Below are 16,658 nucleotides of genomic sequence, written 5' to 3' on the forward strand. Positions count from 1 at the left end.
CATTTAAGTGCCTTTTTATATTACGTAAAAATAGAAAGGAAGATTAATATGGCAAAATTTATTTATCCAACAAATACAACGAGAGTAACAAGTGGTTTTAGAGGTAGCAGACCAAATCATCATGGCGTAGATCTTGCTGAATCGGGTGATCATCCGATTTATGCAGCGGCTAGCGGGCGAGTTAGTCGTTCTTATTATTCATCCAGTTATGGTGAATGTATTATGATTGTGCATACTATTGATGGAGTTACATGGGAAACTGTATACGCCCATATGCGTAGTGGTTCTCGAACGGTTAAAGAAGGCGATTATGTTACACAAGGACAAACAATTGGAGTTATGGGGAGCACGGGGCAGGCTGACGGCCAACACTTACATTTTGAATTGCATAAAGGAGGCTGGAATGATAGTAAGAGTAATGCCGTGAATCCGTTAGACTACTTGGGAAAAGGAGACGGTGGTAGCACGACTGATCCTTCCGAAAATAAGCCAGTACAATCAAAAGGTGTTGGAATTGCTACGTCTAAATATCCAGAAGGTGCTGGTATCAATTTATATATTAGTGGTGATAAAGATGCTCATGCCACTGGCCGAATAATCGATACCAAGACTCCATATTTAATTATAGATGCTGCTTGGTATGGTGGTAATGAAAATAGGCTATGCTTAGGTTGGCAGGCATGGGTGAAGCAAGAGCACTTCGATGTACAATGGTTCTATGCTTACTCAAAATATCCGGCAGGTGCTGGTATTAACACATATAATGGACCAAATGGTGAATGGACTGGTAATGTGGATGGATCTGTTGCTTATGAAATTTATGCAAGAAAAGATGGTTATATTGCTATTGGACCAAACGCATGGGTGAAAGAAGAACATTTTAATGTAAGGTAGTATCTCGAAATCCATGAATATTAAATTAGATGAACAAAAAGCATTATATGAAGCATCATATGATGCTTTTTTTTTTGTGGTGTGGTTAATCCCTGTAAAACGGTGGTCGGAGTGTAGAGAGAAATTAACGGAAGAGAAACTGATACATAGTTGCTCTTTTTCTTTTGCAAGAAAGTGATAACAATGAATCACCTATAGAAAAGCTAGTCGTATATGCATGAAGCGATCAGGTGTACCTAGTAACACAGTAGAAATTTTAGGTGGAAAAACAAGAGAATAAAAAGGAGATGTTCAGTAATGGAGATTAGAAAAAATTAGTTAACTCAAGTAAATATAGTATAAAGTGTCCCAATACAATGATACCGGAATTCATCACAGTGCATAATACATACAATGAGGCATCATAGATGAGACAGATAAAAGAAGGATCTAAATAATGAAACGTAAAGCCAAGCGTATGTAATGTAGGCTTTTTTTTATTTTAAATCAAATAAGAAGTGGGAAAGAGGTGGCAATATGGATGGTTTGCAAGAGGTGAAAGGTGATGTTCAGGAAATAAGGCAAGATATTAAGGACATACGATTAGAGATTAGAAGTTTAGAAATGCGGACAACGGGTAACGAAAAAGACATTATTAATATTAATAAACAATTAGATAAGATTAGCGCTAATACAACTTGGATTTTACGTCTTATCATTGGTGGGCTTATTGGCGCGGCGTTGACCTTCTTTTTGAATGGAGGCGGTATGTAGTGATTGAAATTACGGCAATGATTGGAATTGTGATAGGACTATCACAAATTGCAAAAACAAATGGACTGCAAACAAAATATATTCCGTTATTTAATTTGATGCTTGGCATTACGCTAGGCGCTTTATTTTTTTCCCAAGATATTAAAATGAATATATTTCAAGGAATGATTATCGGATTGTCAGCAAGCGGATTATTTGACCATACAAAAATTATAAAAAAGGATGCCAATAAGAAATGAAAAAGAAACACAAACATATTGTATCCATAGTTATTGCAATGACTTTAGTAGTATCAATTGGAACAAACGTATTTGCTGATAGAATTTTACTTATTCCTGATGTACCTAACCAACCATACCGTTACGGTGTTGGTGCTTATGAAGGCGTTGTGGCACATTCTACAGCTACCCCTGAGGCGCCAGCAATAAATATTCAAAAATATGAGTCTCGTATATGGCGTTCAGCATTTGTTCATTATGCAGTTGATTGGGATGAAAAGATTCAAATCGCATCTACAAAATATCGGGCATGGGGCGCAGGTCCGATAGCAAATGCAAGGTTCGTTCATGTTGAACTGTGTGAGACAAGTGATTCAGTGAAGTTTAAACGTTCTTATGAACAATATGTAGAGTTAATTGGGGAAATCTTGCGAGAACGAAATATTCATCCTTCTATAGGGTTATGGACACATAAGGATATTACTTATAAATTAGGTGGGACAGATCATGAAGACCCACTTGATTATCTTCGTAGTCATGGTGTATCAGAGGCTAAATTCCGAGCAGACGTGTTAAAGGCTTATAACGGGAACTCTGTTACAGTGGATGCTAAACCACAAAAACCAAATGAAGTACCTGGTACAGTAGAGGTGAATGGTGTTGCGTATATTGAGGGGTACAATGTAAATCTTCGTTTTGGACCATCAACAGATAATAGTGTTATTCGTAAATTACAAAAAGGAGAGGCTTATAAAATATGGGGCAAATTAGGAAACTGGTTAAATCTTGGTGGTAACCAATGGATTTATTATGACTCCTCATACATCCGTTACAATGGGACGGATGCTTCTACTATAACTGGTAAGAGGGTTATTTCTAAAGTGAACAATTTACGTTTCTATGAATCTCCATCTTGGCAGGATAAAGATGTGGCTGGAGTAGTAGATATAGGTTTAGGGTTTGTTATTGAGACAAAAGTAATTGTGAATGGTTCATATCAATACAAAGTACACAACAGTAAAGGCAAAACATACTATGTAACTACTAATCCTGCCTATGTGTATGCGAGATGAAAATTATAAAAGCAGAACCCTCATAAGGTTCTGCTTTTATTTGTTGTAATTAATTTCCTTTAGCTAGTTAGTGTAAACCCCCATATAGGTTTTTTTTCTTCAATTACCTCAACATCTTTTAAGTTTACAGACATTTCGTATTCTGATTTGTTAACATTTTTCATACCTAATTCATCTGATTCTGATTTGTAGGTCGTTCCGATAATGACTGAGTCGGTGCTCCCATCTCCAGCAGCAATACCAAATTTTCGACCTTTATACAAAACATATGGGGTAATATAATAAGCTAATTCTAATTCATCTTTTGATACATTTTTACAGAACATATTCTCATCCCAATTATCACGAATGAAACCTTGCAATAAATCAAATTCCTTTGTAGAGATAAGTTCTACACCGTCATTTGTTTCCACGATTCTATACTCAGACCCTTTATAAAGGCCATATTTTCCTCTTTTAATCATTGTATCACCTACTTAATTATTTTGTTGTTGCTGGAATAAAACGCTGGTATTTTTCGCGATATACTCCTACTAATTTTTCTTCACCATTAATTATCGTGTAGATTTCCGCTCCGTCTTTTGGTTTTAAGATTCATATTCTGGAATAATCCGTTCGTTTTCGGATATTACAAATCCATTTCCTGTTTGATGATATTGTAAGTAGTCGCTAGGTTATTTATTGGCCATTAAAATTATCGCCATAAGGGATAAAAAGTAAGTGTGAACGATTTGCTACAATATAAAGTACACAATAGAAAAGGGGGAAATATACTATGTTACGACAAATGAAGCTATTGTGTATGTGAAGTAGAAAAAAGTAAAAGACCATCTGTAAAGGGTGGTTGAAAACCGTTCTTACTATTTATTTTTTAATGCTCTTTTTAAGAGGTCGACTATTTGCTCTAGCCATTCTATAGGGGTAAGGTTTAAAGCAGGAAAATAAATTTCGACATTATATTTAATGAATTCTTCTTTTTCATGAACAGTTAAACCACTTTGTAGGAATGATATAATGTCTTCAATAGTATTCTCTAAACATATATTAGTAACTTCAGTGATAAATTCGTTTATGGCGAATTCGAGTGATTCAATATCTTGATGGAAAGTTCCTGCTAAAAAATCACCTAATTCTTCATATTGTATGTATTTATCTTTCATATAAACTCTCCTCTATCTTTCTGGATATCCTGTAATAATAAAACTACCATCTCTGTCTTTTTTTAAAACAATTCTTGCATTTGTTACTTCTGAGATAATTTCTGATCCTCTAGGAACATGCCTACCAGTAATATCTGTACCTTGGTATCTTAAGGGTAAGGTTGGCTTGCTGTCAGGGTTATTTAACCATCTGTTTATTTTTTCCGTATTTTGCGGGTTGCTTAAAACTTCATTAACTACTCTCTCGGCTGTAGCCCTATCAGTGAAAGTTGATGACGCTCGAATTCTAGGGTCCCTTTCTAATCTTTGCAATAGTTCTTCATCTGTTTTTCCTACATGTCTTTCTATTAAATGTCCACCTCTAGCCTCGTGTGCAGCTAGGCCTCCTCCAGGGGCAAGTGAACTACTATCACCAGGTTTCACAGTAGTAGTATTTTCACCTTTAGCAAACTGGTAGGTTGAAAGTTTTTCTTCGGCTTGTCTAAAAGTAGCACTATCAAATGCAGATGTAACACCATTACCGCCTGCGAAAGCCAAATTATCGCCTTTATTAAATAATTGTCCAGCTTTTGAGATACCTTGAGAGAATTTAGCACCTTGTGCTAGCTTTGCAGCCTTACTGATCCCTTTATCTCCAAGAAGACCTAATCCAATTTGTGTTAAAGCATACGATCCCCATCTTGCACGTGTTTCTGCATCACCATTTATCACATCTTTATTATAAGAGTCGGATAACGCATCCCACATAGCAGGTAAAGCTTCATCTAAATGGGTGACAGTGTAGCCCATGCCTTTCCAAGTTTCCCAGTCACCTAATGCTTTTATACCGTCGATTGTATCTCCAACAGCATCTCCCGTACCATCTACTATACCATCCCAAACATTTCCTATTCCATATAATATGATGAAAAAGTTTATTTGGACGAATATTCCCGTAGTTTTGATTTTAGGATTTATCTTAGCAATACTGGATTATGACAATCTAAACACATGGGGCTATGTCTTAATAGTATTTAGCATAATATCGTTTGTACTAATGATAGTAAATATAATTACTCTCTATATAAAGGAGAAGAAAAATGTATAACTTTGAATCTAAGGAAGAACTAATAAAATTCGTAAATGATGAAATAGTGAATACTTCAGAGGCATTGGAGATTTTAGGATGCTCAAGGCAGAATTTAAATAAGTTGGTGAAGTCGGGGACGTTAGTGCCGATTAAAGAGATGGTTCGAGATAGGCTGTTTTTAAAAAGGATATTTTAAATAGGAAAGAATAGATGAAAAAATAAAACAGGCCTAAGTTATTTAGGTTTGTTTTATTTTGTGGGGCACCCACGAACCCACCCACAATTCACCCACAAAATAAAAAAAAGTGATGAATCACTATGAAACATCACTTTTATAAAACCTTGGTAAATCAACGTTTTTAGCGCAATTTAAAACTTGATGAATTCAGAGGATATATTTAGAACGCAAGGCCACCAATGGGAACGCGATCAAAATCCATCTCTATATTAAGAAAAAAAGCCCTGATATTACGGTGTTACGGTTTTTTCGTCATATATTTACAGCGAATTACAGCGAATGTTGTCGTAATTTATGAGGTGTAATTAAGAAGTGATTTAACAAGAATAATTTATATTGACTCGTTCTGTATAAAGAACTAAAATGGCATTAACTAGAAATGTTTGTATATTTAAAAGAATAAAAATATTGTTTTTTTCTTGATGTTTTGATGTCAATTTCAACTTGAAGCTCATTGGTTTTAAATGAGGAGGGAAGTTATGGATAAGGAAATAAATTTGAAAAATCTATTTACTATTATACGGAAAAGAATTTGGATAATTCTATTATTTACAACTCTCACAACAGTAGCAGGAGCGATGTATAGTATATATGTAAAAACACCATTATATGCCTCTTCAGCAAGGGTTATTGTTCAAGCTAATGCTGAAACGATGAATACATTGAAAGCGATGGTAAATGAGCCTGTAATATTAGAAAAAGTGGCTGCTGAGTTGAATATTAACAGATCTGCAGGTGCATTAAGTGGACAAATAAGTACAGAAAGTGTACAAGGGTCCCAGATTATGAGAATAAATGTAGTGGATATAGATCCTGTGCTTGCTCATAAAATTGCAAATACTACAGCCGCTGTTTATAAGAAAGAAGTAGCGAATATACTGAATTTTAATAATGTGAGTATATTACCAGAAGACCCAGTTCAAAAAAATTCTATGCCTATAAATGTAAATCACTTTAAGACGATATTAATTGCATTCTCTATAGGTATAGTGCTCAGTATTGGATTCATTTTTTTATTGGATTCACTTGATGAGAGAATCAAATCGGAACGGCGAATTGAACAATTGTTAGATGTCCCTGTTTTGGGCGGAATATCTAAAATGAATAGAAAAAATGCGAAAGACAAATTCAGTAAAAAAAATACGGTATTATTGGGGGAGGGAACGGAGTGGCTTACAAAAATAGACGAAAAACAAATAAAGTTAAAGGAGAAAGTATAATTGCTTATACCGCTCCAAGATCGAAAATTTCGGAGCAGTATCGTTCGCTTCGAACAAACCTTCAATTATCTTCATCTATTCATAAAAGCAGAACTATAGTTATTACTTCTCCGAGGTATGGTGAAGGAAAATCAACGATTACAGTTAATTTAGCAGTTTCGATAGCACAAAAAGGTGAAAAAGTATTGGTAATAGATGCAAATTTACGAACACCAACGATTCATGAAATGTTCGGAGTAGAAAATACAATTGGATTAACTGATATATTGAACGGAAAAACAACTTTAGAGGGTGCTGTGAAAAAAACAGAGTTAGAAAGTCTGGATGTATTAACTAGCGGACCGATACCATTCAATCCATCTGAAGTACTTAGTTCAGATGTAATGGATATGTTAATTCAAAAGGCGATGGGACGGTACGACATCATATTATTTGATTCTTCTCCTGTATTAGAAGTAACAGATACGAGTGTATTAGCTGATAAGTGTGAAGGAGTATTATTGGTGATTCGTTATAATCGTACTGTGAACGAAGATGCGCTTGAAACGAAAAGAGCGTTAAGTTTTACGAAAAGTAGGATATTAGGTGCGATTTTGAATGGAAAAGTATGAATAATATAAATGTACTTTAGAAAAATAAATTTAAGATTCGCATATAGAGATGTTCTTTATAAAGAATTTTTTAAAGAGATACGATGTGGTGATGTCTCCTTACCGCTATCAATGGAGGCACTCGATTATGCTGTGGGTTGTGAAAACAACCTTAGATGCGAGTCATCAAAAGTGTAATGTGAGGGAGGGTTAGATGCCCATGTTTTATTAAAGTTTCTAACTATGTACTTTTAATAAAGAGGACATAGTTAGAAACTTTAAATTTGAAAGAGTTAAGTATGGAATTGATTAAAGGAGGAAGTTACATGACGTATCGACGGAGGATATCGTTATTGCTTTTAATGGATTCACTGATTGTGTTAAGTGCTATTTTTTTTAGTTATTTCTTTGTAAATGCTAGCTTTAGTGTTATCACTTTATCATCAGTTATTAGCTCTATCACTTTATTAGTCAGTCATCATTTGTTTGCTTTAATGTATAAGATGTATAACAAATCTTGGGAATATGCAAGTATAGGAGAATTACTCATTATATGTAAAGTTGTTACATTTTCTATAATTGCTACAGCAGTTGTGCAGCAACTAATCATGCCAAAAATGTATTTTCGGCTGTTAGTTGTAACTTGGATGATTCATATTTTATTAATTGGTGGTTCGCGTTTTATATGGAGAATGTATAGAGATGCTTATTATGTAAAAAAGGGTGATAAAAAAAGAACCTTAATTGTTGGTGCTGGTTCAGCAGGGACAATGGTTGCAAGACAGTTGTTAAAGAATAGTGCTGCCGAATTAATGCCAGTCGCATTTATTGATGATAATGTAAAAAAACATAATCTTGATATTTGGGGGATTCCAGTAATTGGCGGTGTCAATCAAATTGAAACTGCTATAAAAAAACTGAATGTTGAAACTATTATTCTGGCAATTCCTTCACTAAGCAAAGGGAATCGAAATATTATTTTAAAAGAATGTTTGAAAACACAGGTGAAAACTCAAATTCTTCCGATGTTAGAAGACTTAGTAACAGGTAAAGTTTCGGTGAATGAATTCAGGGATGTTCAGGTGGAAGATTTATTAGGGCGTGATCCTGTGGAACTTAATATGGATATTATTTCAGATTATATAACTGACAAAGTCATTTTGGTTACTGGTGCAGGAGGTTCAATTGGTTCGGAAATTTGTAGACAAGTTGCGAAATTTAAGCCGAAAAAATTAATTTTATTAGGGCATGGAGAAAACAGTATTTATTCTATAGAAATGGAATTAAACGAAAAATATAGAGAGATGAAAGGCGTATTTATTCCTGAAATCGCAGATATACAAGATGATAAGAAGATGCATTTAATTATGAGTAAACATCTTCCAAATGTCGTATATCATGCAGCTGCACATAAACATGTACCACTAATGGAGAATAACCCTGAAGAGGCTGTTAAAAATAATTTGATTGGAACTATGAATGTAGCAGAGGCAGCGAGAGCAACTGGAGTAGGAACGTTTGTTATGATTTCATCTGATAAAGCGGTGAACCCGACGAGTGTTATGGGAGCAACAAAGAAACTAGCTGAGATGGTCATTCAGCACAAAGATAAAATAAGTCATACAAAGTTTGTTACTGTACGGTTTGGGAATGTCTTAGGAAGTAGAGGCAGTGTTATTCCTTTGTTTAAGAAGCAAATACAAAACGGTGGACCAGTTACAGTTACTCATCCAGATATGATTAGGTATTTTATGACAATTCCAGAGGCATCTAGACTTGTAGTGCAAGCTGGTGCGTTAGCTGAAGGTGGGGAGATTTTTGTGCTGGACATGGGAGAACCAGTAAAAATAGTCGATCTCGCTAAAAATCTCATTCGATTATCCGGAAATTCCGTGGATGAAATAGGAATAGAATTTACTGGTATACGCCCAGGAGAGAAACTTTTTGAAGAATTACTAAAAGAAGATGAAATGAATGAGAAGCAAGTTCACCCAAGAATTTATGTAGGACAAGAAATGAATGTTCGAATAGAAGAAATAGAAGAGTTTGTTTCAAATTATACAGATTTAAATGAAGTAGCTTTAAGAAAGCGATTGTTAAATTTAGTGAATCAGCGTAAAACTTTAAAACTATTAATACCAGTATCAGGTTAATAGCAAAAATTTATAATAAGACGGGTGCGTGGGATGGTGTCTAAAAAAGTTCTGTTTTGTGCAACTGTGGATTATCATTTTAAAGCTTTTCATTTACCATATTTGAAATGGTTTGTAGACCAAGGATGGGAAGTACATGTTGCAGCGAATGGGAATATACATCTTCCGTACGTAACTCAAAAATATAATATTCCTATTCAAAGATCACCTCTTAGCATACAAAACCTCCACGCATATAAAAAACTAAAATCAATTATTCATCAAAATAAATATAATATCATTCATTGTCATACGCCTATGGGAGGAGTAATTGCTCGTTTAGCTGCTCGAAAAGCCAGGCAGCAAGGAACGAAAGTCGTATATACAGCACATGGATTTCATTTTTGTAAAGGATCACCATTCATAAATTGGCTTCTATACTATCCGATTGAAAGAAGTTTAGCTACTACTACGGATTGTCTCATAACAATTAATCAAGAAGATTACAATTTAGCCGTAAGACATCGGTTTCAGGTGAAAAATATTAAACTTGTTCATGGTGTAGGATTAGATATAGAACGATATGTTCCTGTTACTGAAAGTGAAAAAGAGCAATTAAGGCTTAAAAATGGTTATAAGACAAAAGATTTTTTAATGTTTTATGCTGCTGAATTTAATAAGAATAAAAATCAAAGCTTTTTAATCCATGTATTAGCACAATTGAAAAATGAAATGCCACATGCGAAGCTTTTGCTGGCTGGAGAAGGTCCTTTAATAGAAGAGTGTAAAAAAATAGCTACTCAACTAGAAGTGACTAACATGGTTCATTTTCTCGGTTACAGAAATGATATAGCTTCCTTACTACAAATGTGTGACCTTGCAGTTGCATCCAGTTACAGGGAGGGTTTGCCAGTTAATATTATGGAAGCCATGGCTTGTGGACTTCCGGTTGTAGCTACTGATAACCGGGGACATAGGGAATTGATTATTAATAATAAGAATGGTTGGATTGTAGATCGTGATGATATAAACGCAATGGCTGACAGGATAAAGGGTATTTCTATAAATCCTAAAGTATTAGCTCAGATGGGGCAGTATGGATGTACTATTATTAAAAATCAATATTCAGTAAATGAAGTGTTAAAAGAGAAACAAGAAATTTATACAACATTCATGGGTGAAATGGAGGAGTTAAGGTGGGTACTCCATTAAGAGTATTACACGTAGTCGTAAATATGAATAGAGGCGGCGCCGAAACGCTAATTATGAATTTATATCGCAATATAGATCGTTCCAAAGTTCAATTTGATTTTTTAACATGTAAAGAAGGAGTGTTTGATGAAGAAATAGTAAAGTTAGGCGGGGAAATTCATAGAATTCCATATGTTACAGATGTTGGTCATAGGGGCTATATAAAGGCGCTAGATAACTTCTTTAGTACCCATACGCAATATAAAATCGTTCATTCACATATGGATAAAATGAGCGGATTTGTACTTCGTTCAGCTAAAAAAGCAAGGGTGCCAGTTAGGATTGCGCATAGTCATAATACTAGTAGTGAGGGTGGTACTGCTGCAAAAATCTATAAATGGTATGCGGGAAAATCAATAGCCATATGTGCAACACATTTGTTAGCATGTTCAAATGCTGCTGCCAGATGGCTATTTGCGGATAAAGCCGATGTAGCTAGAATCTTAAAAAATGGAATTGATTGTGATAGATTTTTGTTCTGTCCAGAAATACGAAAACAAGTAAGAGAAGAATTACAAATTGAGAAAGACGCTCTTGTTATAGGTCATGTTGGAAGATTTGCTCATCAAAAAAATCATGCTTACCTTATAGAATTATTCGCGCGGTTAACTCAATTTAAGCCAGATTCAATTCTTTTATTAGCTGGCGAAGGGCCGCTTCGCGTGGGAATTGAAAATAAAGTAAGGGAATTGAATATGGAGAAGCATATAAGGTTTCTTGGGATACGAGACGATATAGAAAGGATACTTCAAGCATTTGATGTATTTGTTTTTCCATCCATACATGAGGGATTGCCACTCACTCTCATAGAGGCGCAAGGAGTTGGTTTACCTTGTATTATATCTGATACTATTACGAAAGAAGTGGATCTGGGAATGAATTTAGTTGAACATGTTTCTCTAACAGATAAATTTGCTTGGATAGAAAAAATGAAAAATATAGAAACTAGTAATTTTTCGAGGAAAACACCAACTCAAGTAGTATTCGAAAAAGGATACGATATAAAACATACGGCTGAATTAACTCAAGACTATTATTCTGTACTTTTGAGGTGAGTAATTTGAAGAATTTAACGATTTTCACCCCTACCTATAATAGAGCATATTGTCTTGCAAATTGTTATGAGAGTTTAAAACGTCAAACATGTAAGGATTTTGTATGGTTAATAATAGATGATGGATCTAGTGATAACACAAAAGAATTGGTGGATAGCTGGATTGCTGAAAAATATATCAAAATTAAGTATCATTGGCAACAAAATCAAGGGATGCATGGTGCTCATAATACAGCATATGAAATGATTGATACGGAGTTAAATGTTTGTATTGATTCTGATGATTATATGCCCGATGAAGCTGTAGAAAAAATCCTTTCTTTTTGGAGTATCTATGGGAATGAAGAAGTTAGCGGGATAATTGGATTGGATTTGTATACAAATGGACAAATAATTGGTTCAAAGTTACCAGAGAACCTTAAACACTCCACGCTTTTTGATCTTTACAACAAACATGGTGTCACAGGTGATAAAAAATTGGTCTATCGCACAGAATTGACTAAGAAATATCCATACCCAATTTTTAAAAATGAAAAATATGTAGGGTTAGCATACAAATATTACATGTTAGATCAACAGTATGAGATGTTACTAATGAACGAAGCGCTTTGTTATGTGGAATACATGGCTGATGGATCGTCAATGAATATGCTAAACCAATATCGTAGAAACCCAAAAGGTTTTGCTTTTTATCGCAAGGAACTTATGAAATTACCATTTACTAATCGACTATTTAAGTATAGGCAAGCTATACATTATGTATCTAGTAGTTTCATATCGAGAAATAGAAGGTTTATACAAGAATCGCCATGTAAAGGACTGACACTTTGCGCACTACCATTTGGGGCTATTCTTTATATTTACATTACGATGAAAATAAAAATAAACAGTAAACATATAGGGGTTTAATTAGTAATTAAATGAGAGGAAATAACAATGACTATACTTTGGATGAATCTTGCTATAGTATTCATACTCGCATTTTTTGCAAGGTATTTTGCTATACCTGTAACTAATGATTTTACATTGATAAAGCCAAATAGATTATTGGTTTTAATGGCGGCTCTATCACTTGTATTGGTAGCGGGACTTCGGAATAATATTGGGGATACTTATTTTTATATGCATGCATATAATGTTACTGAATTTAATTGGGAATATATCCAAAATAATAAGGACATGGGATTCAATATTTTTCAAATGATTTTAAAGGGATACATTAATGACCCTCAAGTTATGGTTTTTATTACAGCACTAATAACAAATTTATTAATTGTAGTTACTTTATATAAATATTCAAGATTAATTGAGATAAGCCTCTATGTATACATAACATCTGGAATGTATTTAGTCTCTATGAATGGAATAAGGCAGTATTTGGCTGCAGCTATTGTTTTTGCAGCAACAAAATATATTTTTGATGGTAACTGGAAAATGTATGTGTTAATTGTACTCTTTGCTTCAACTTTTCATCAAAGTGCACTAGTGCTTATTCCTGTTTATTTTTTAATAAGAAGGAGAGCGTGGTCAGGGATAACATTTTTGCTTCTTTTTTTAGCAGTACTTATAGTTATAGGATTCAATCAATTTACAGAGGTTTTATTTAAAGCAATAGAAGACACTCAATATAGTCAATATAAAGAATTTCATGAAGGTGGAGCTAATATATTGAGGGTTGTTGTGGATTCGACACCGCTTATTCTGGCGTATATTGGTAGGGATAGACTGAGAGAGATTTTTCCTAAATGTGATGTTATCGTAAATATGGCTTTACTTGGCACGGTATTTATGTTTATTTCAACACAAAATTGGATTTTTGCAAGATTTTCTATTTATTTCGGATTATATCAACTGATATTAATTGCATGGGTAATAAAGTTATTTACAAAAAAGGATCGAAAATTAATTTATTATAGCATCTTGTTATGCTATTTTATTTATTTTGTTTATGAACATATTATTACTTTGGGAGTTATTTATAAGAGTAGTTATTTTTGAGCTAATGTTAGAAGGGGATTAAGTGAGTGGAGGGAGTAATTTGGAAAATATACGGGAGAAGATTCCTCGTAAAATACATTATTGCTGGTTTGGAGGAAAAGAAAAGCCCAGTATGGTAGAAAAATGTATAAATAGCTGGAAGAAGCATTTACCGGAGTTTGAGATAATAGAGTGGAATGAAAAAAATTTCGATATTAATTGTAATATATATACTAGGGAAGCCTATGAAAAGGGGAAATATGCATTTGTAAGTGATTATGTAAGAGTTCATGTGTTGTATTACTATGGTGGAATTTATTTAGATACTGATGTCGAAGTTTTTAAATCTTTTGATGATTTATTACATCACCATTCTTTTTGGGGATTCGAACAAGAAAATTATATAGCTACTAGTACGATAGGTGCAAGAAAAGGAAATCAGCTTATTAAAGTGTTTTTGGATTCTTATGCAGATAAAAAGTTTATAAAACAAGATGGAACTTATAATGATTTGACAAATGTAGCAATTGTAACAGAAATTCTACAGAATTTAGAATTAAAGCTAAATGGAGAATATCAAGAAATAAAAGGGGCAGGAGTTTTTTATCCTCAAACATATTTTTCTCCATATGATTATATTAATTGTAGAAAATTTATTACTAAAGATACGTATGCAATGCATTATTTTTATAAAAGTTGGTTGCCGCTGAATGTAAGAGTGAAGGTGAATTTAAAAGTTATTTTGTCTAAAATAATTGGTGGAGACAATATTTCGAAAGTAAGGAAAGTCTTTTCTAAATAATGGAGGGCTAATTATGAATTTAAATGTTGTGTATTCAAGTGATGATAATTATGCGCAGCATGTAGGGGTATCGTTGCTATCGCTGTTGCAAAATAATCAGCATTTTAATAACATTAATATTTTTCTTATTGAAAATAATCTTTCATCATATAATAAAAAAAAATTAAACACAGTTTGTAAAAAATATAACAAAACTATTCAATACATAAATTTTAATGTTTTGTTAGATAGATTAAAACTTAATATTGATGATTCAATTGCAATAAATTCGTATGCTAGATTATTTTTAGCAAGTATCATTCAAGAAGAGGTGGATAAAATTATCTATCTAGACTGTGATTCAATAATCAATAGTAGTTTAAGTGATTTATGGAATATTGATATTACGGAATGTTTTGTGGCAGGTGTTTGTGATACGGTTAGTAATCAAACTAAATTAAGAATAGATATGGATAAAAGTGATGGATATATAAACGCTGGTATGCTCTTAATAAACCTTAAGAAGTGGAGAGAAGAAAATATTGAACAAAAATTTATGGAATTCATAAAGAAGAAAAATGGTAACGTATTCCATCATGATCAAGGAACTATTAATGGTGTGTTAAAAGATAAGGTTTTATATCTTCATCCAAAGTTTAATGCAATGACTCCTTTTTTCACTATGAGTAGGAAAGAAATTATGAGTTATTATGAGCTAGAGAATTATTATAACGAGAATGAAATAGATGAAGCAGTAAAAAACCCTGTATTTATTCATTATACTCCTGCATTTGTAAATAGACCTTGGATAGAAGGGTGTAAACATCCATTAACATCGTTGTATAAGAGCTATTTAGATATGACTCCTTGGAAGGGTACTGATTTATGGAAAGATAGAAGGGGGAAAGTGGAAAAGGCTATTGCTTTATTATATACTAGATTGCCATTTCGTATTGCACATCATATAAGAAATTTAATTTTTAAGTAGATATTGATTTGGGGTAGGGGATGTAAGTGCGAAAAAAAATATTAATAAGTATGTATTCATTAAATATAGGTGGTGTAGAAAGAAGTTTAATAGGATTGTTAGAAACATTTAACTATAAAAAATATGATATTGATTTATTTTTATATAGGCAAGAAGGGGATTTTATTAATTTTATTCCTAAAGAAGTCAATATATTACCAGTAATAAAACAGTATACAACGTTTGAAAGACCTATAAAAAATATCATTAAAGAAGGTCATATGTATTTAGGAGCTATGAGGATTCTTGCTAAATTAAAGGCGAAAATTAAGAATAAGGGGCAGAATATAGAGCAAGGGACATACAAGCAGATGCAATATACATGGCGCTATTCACTTCCAATATTACCTAAATTGAAAAAAGAGTATGATGTAGCGATAAGTTTTTTGGGTCCACATGATTTTATTCTTGAAAAAGTAAATGCGGATATAAAAATAGGCTGGAATCATACAGACTATTTTACAGTAGTGAACCCAGATAAGCCATTAGATGAAAAAATGTGGAATAAGCTCAATTACATTGTTAATGTATCTAAGGAATGTCAAGAATCTTTTTTGAAGGTATTTCCTACTCTTAAGCAAAAAGCGATTGTTATTGAAAATATTTTATCTCCCAACTTTGTAATAAATCAATCAAAAAAAAGTGTAGAGAATGAGATGGATGGTGCTGGAGTTATAAAGATTTGTTCGGTAGGGCGATTAAGCAATGCGAAAGGTTTTGATCAGGCGGTGTTAGCTTGTAAAAAATTGGTTGAATTAGGTTATGATGTGAAGTGGTATGTTGTAGGGTATGGGGGAGAGGAAACACATATAAAACAATTAATAATAGAGAACGAGATGGCTGAAAGATTTGTATTGCTAGGTAAAAAAATCAATCCATATCCGTATATTTTAAGTTGTGACATTTATTGTCAACCATCGCGATACGAAGGGAAAGCCGTGACAGTGAGAGAAGCACAAATTCTAGGGAAAGCGGTAGTAATAACAAATTTCCCTACAGCAAAAGGGCAGCTTTGTCATAGTTTTGATGGATGGATAACTCCAATGGGAGTAGAAGGAATAGTCGAGGGAATAAAAACGTTAATTGAGGATACGGAATTAAAAACGAGGTTAATTAGTAATACGATGCAGGCAGACTATGGAAATATTAGTGAAATTGAAAAATTATATAAAATTTTTAATCAATAAAATAAATAGTTATAAGTGGAATAAAAGAGTCTGG

General features: G+C 33.3%; 16 protein-coding genes and 2 pseudogenes. 15 read left to right on the forward strand and 3 right to left on the reverse strand.

The window, feature by feature from the left end:
* Window positions 1–48 precede the first annotated feature (48 nt).
* The 4 genes from QCI75_RS09240 (at window position 49) to QCI75_RS09255 (ending at window position 2,938) form a co-directional block, all read left to right on the forward strand.
* Complete coding sequence (locus QCI75_RS09240; protein ID WP_353760324.1) at window positions 49–894, forward strand: M23 family metallopeptidase; 846 nt, start codon at window positions 49–51, stop codon at window positions 892–894.
* A 516-nt stretch (window positions 895–1,410) separates the two neighbouring features.
* Window positions 1,411–1,647 carry a hemolysin XhlA family protein gene (locus QCI75_RS09245; RefSeq protein WP_353760325.1) on the forward strand — a complete coding sequence of 79 codons (237 nt, stop codon included), beginning with the start codon at window positions 1,411–1,413 and terminating at the stop codon, window positions 1,645–1,647.
* Complete coding sequence (locus QCI75_RS09250) at window positions 1,647–1,886, forward strand: holin (RefSeq protein WP_353760326.1); 240 nt, start codon at window positions 1,647–1,649, stop codon at window positions 1,884–1,886. Before QCI75_RS09245 ends, QCI75_RS09250 begins: the two co-directional genes overlap by 1 nt.
* Window positions 1,883–2,938: an N-acetylmuramoyl-L-alanine amidase gene (locus QCI75_RS09255; RefSeq protein WP_353760327.1), complete on the forward strand. Its 1,056-nt coding sequence runs from the start codon at window positions 1,883–1,885 to the stop codon at window positions 2,936–2,938. Before QCI75_RS09250 ends, QCI75_RS09255 begins: the two co-directional genes overlap by 4 nt.
* 59 nt (window positions 2,939–2,997) lie before the next feature.
* Here the strand turns inward: QCI75_RS09255 and QCI75_RS09260 are convergent, their stop codons facing one another.
* The 3 genes and pseudogenes from QCI75_RS09260 to QCI75_RS09270 form a co-directional block, all read right to left on the reverse strand.
* The gene (locus QCI75_RS09260; RefSeq protein WP_353760328.1) at window positions 2,998–3,402 is read right to left on the reverse strand and encodes a hypothetical protein; all 405 of its coding nucleotides are present in this window, start codon (window positions 3,400–3,402) and stop codon (window positions 2,998–3,000) included.
* A gap of 396 nt (window positions 3,403–3,798) precedes the next feature.
* On the reverse strand, window positions 3,799–4,098 hold the full coding sequence (locus QCI75_RS09265) for a contact-dependent growth inhibition system immunity protein (RefSeq protein ID WP_353760329.1): 300 nt from the start codon (window positions 4,096–4,098) through the stop codon (window positions 3,799–3,801).
* 12 nt (window positions 4,099–4,110) lie between these two features.
* Window positions 4,111–4,989 (reverse strand): annotated as a pseudogene (locus tag QCI75_RS09270) (RNase A-like domain-containing protein); the annotation flags it as partial.
* Window positions 4,990–5,177: 188 nt separating this feature from the next.
* On the opposite strand from QCI75_RS09270, the pseudogene QCI75_RS09275 reads away from it, so the two are divergent.
* The 11 genes and pseudogenes from QCI75_RS09275 to QCI75_RS09325 all read left to right on the forward strand — a co-directional run bounded on the left by QCI75_RS09275 (window position 5,178) and on the right by QCI75_RS09325 (window position 16,624).
* A pseudogene (locus QCI75_RS09275) lies at window positions 5,178–5,377 on the forward strand (DNA-binding protein).
* A gap of 507 nt (window positions 5,378–5,884) precedes the next feature.
* Window positions 5,885–6,625 carry a YveK family protein gene (locus QCI75_RS09280; RefSeq protein WP_144505539.1) on the forward strand — a complete coding sequence of 247 codons (741 nt, stop codon included), beginning with the start codon at window positions 5,885–5,887 and terminating at the stop codon, window positions 6,623–6,625.
* Window positions 6,574–7,236, forward strand: coding sequence for a CpsD/CapB family tyrosine-protein kinase (locus QCI75_RS09285; RefSeq protein WP_144505538.1), 663 nt, complete (start codon window positions 6,574–6,576; stop codon window positions 7,234–7,236). The genes QCI75_RS09280 and QCI75_RS09285 overlap by 52 nt, the downstream gene beginning before the upstream one ends.
* Before the next feature lie 305 nt (window positions 7,237–7,541).
* Window positions 7,542–9,368, forward strand: coding sequence for a polysaccharide biosynthesis protein (locus QCI75_RS09290; RefSeq protein WP_144505537.1), 1,827 nt, complete (start codon window positions 7,542–7,544; stop codon window positions 9,366–9,368).
* A 33-nt stretch (window positions 9,369–9,401) separates the two neighbouring features.
* Window positions 9,402–10,559 carry a glycosyltransferase family 4 protein gene (locus QCI75_RS09295; RefSeq protein WP_353760330.1) on the forward strand — a complete coding sequence of 386 codons (1,158 nt, stop codon included), beginning with the start codon at window positions 9,402–9,404 and terminating at the stop codon, window positions 10,557–10,559.
* The gene (locus QCI75_RS09300; RefSeq protein WP_144505535.1) at window positions 10,544–11,653 is read left to right on the forward strand and encodes a glycosyltransferase family 1 protein; all 1,110 of its coding nucleotides are present in this window, start codon (window positions 10,544–10,546) and stop codon (window positions 11,651–11,653) included. The genes QCI75_RS09295 and QCI75_RS09300 overlap by 16 nt, the downstream gene beginning before the upstream one ends.
* Window positions 11,654–11,658: 5 nt before the next feature.
* The gene (locus QCI75_RS09305; protein WP_353760331.1) at window positions 11,659–12,561 is read left to right on the forward strand and encodes a glycosyltransferase family 2 protein; all 903 of its coding nucleotides are present in this window, start codon (window positions 11,659–11,661) and stop codon (window positions 12,559–12,561) included.
* 27 nt (window positions 12,562–12,588) lie between these two features.
* Complete coding sequence (locus QCI75_RS09310) at window positions 12,589–13,650, forward strand: EpsG family protein (RefSeq protein WP_353760332.1); 1,062 nt, start codon at window positions 12,589–12,591, stop codon at window positions 13,648–13,650.
* Between the two features lie 40 nt (window positions 13,651–13,690).
* On the forward strand, window positions 13,691–14,431 hold the full coding sequence (locus QCI75_RS09315; protein WP_353760333.1) for a glycosyltransferase family 32 protein: 741 nt from the start codon (window positions 13,691–13,693) through the stop codon (window positions 14,429–14,431).
* 13 nt (window positions 14,432–14,444) lie between these two features.
* Window positions 14,445–15,398 (forward strand): glycosyltransferase family 8 protein, encoded by a 954-nt coding sequence (locus tag QCI75_RS09320; RefSeq protein WP_353760334.1) that lies wholly within the window; start codon window positions 14,445–14,447, stop codon window positions 15,396–15,398.
* A 50-nt stretch (window positions 15,399–15,448) separates the two neighbouring features.
* Window positions 15,449–16,624 carry a glycosyltransferase gene (locus QCI75_RS09325; RefSeq protein ID WP_353761510.1) on the forward strand — a complete coding sequence of 392 codons (1,176 nt, stop codon included), beginning with the start codon at window positions 15,449–15,451 and terminating at the stop codon, window positions 16,622–16,624.
* The last annotated feature ends 34 nt before the right edge of the window (window positions 16,625–16,658 follow it).

The sequence above is a fragment of the Bacillus cereus group sp. RP43 genome (assembly GCF_040459645.1).
GTDB lineage: Bacteria > Bacillota > Bacilli > Bacillales > Bacillaceae_G > Bacillus_A > Bacillus_A mycoides_C.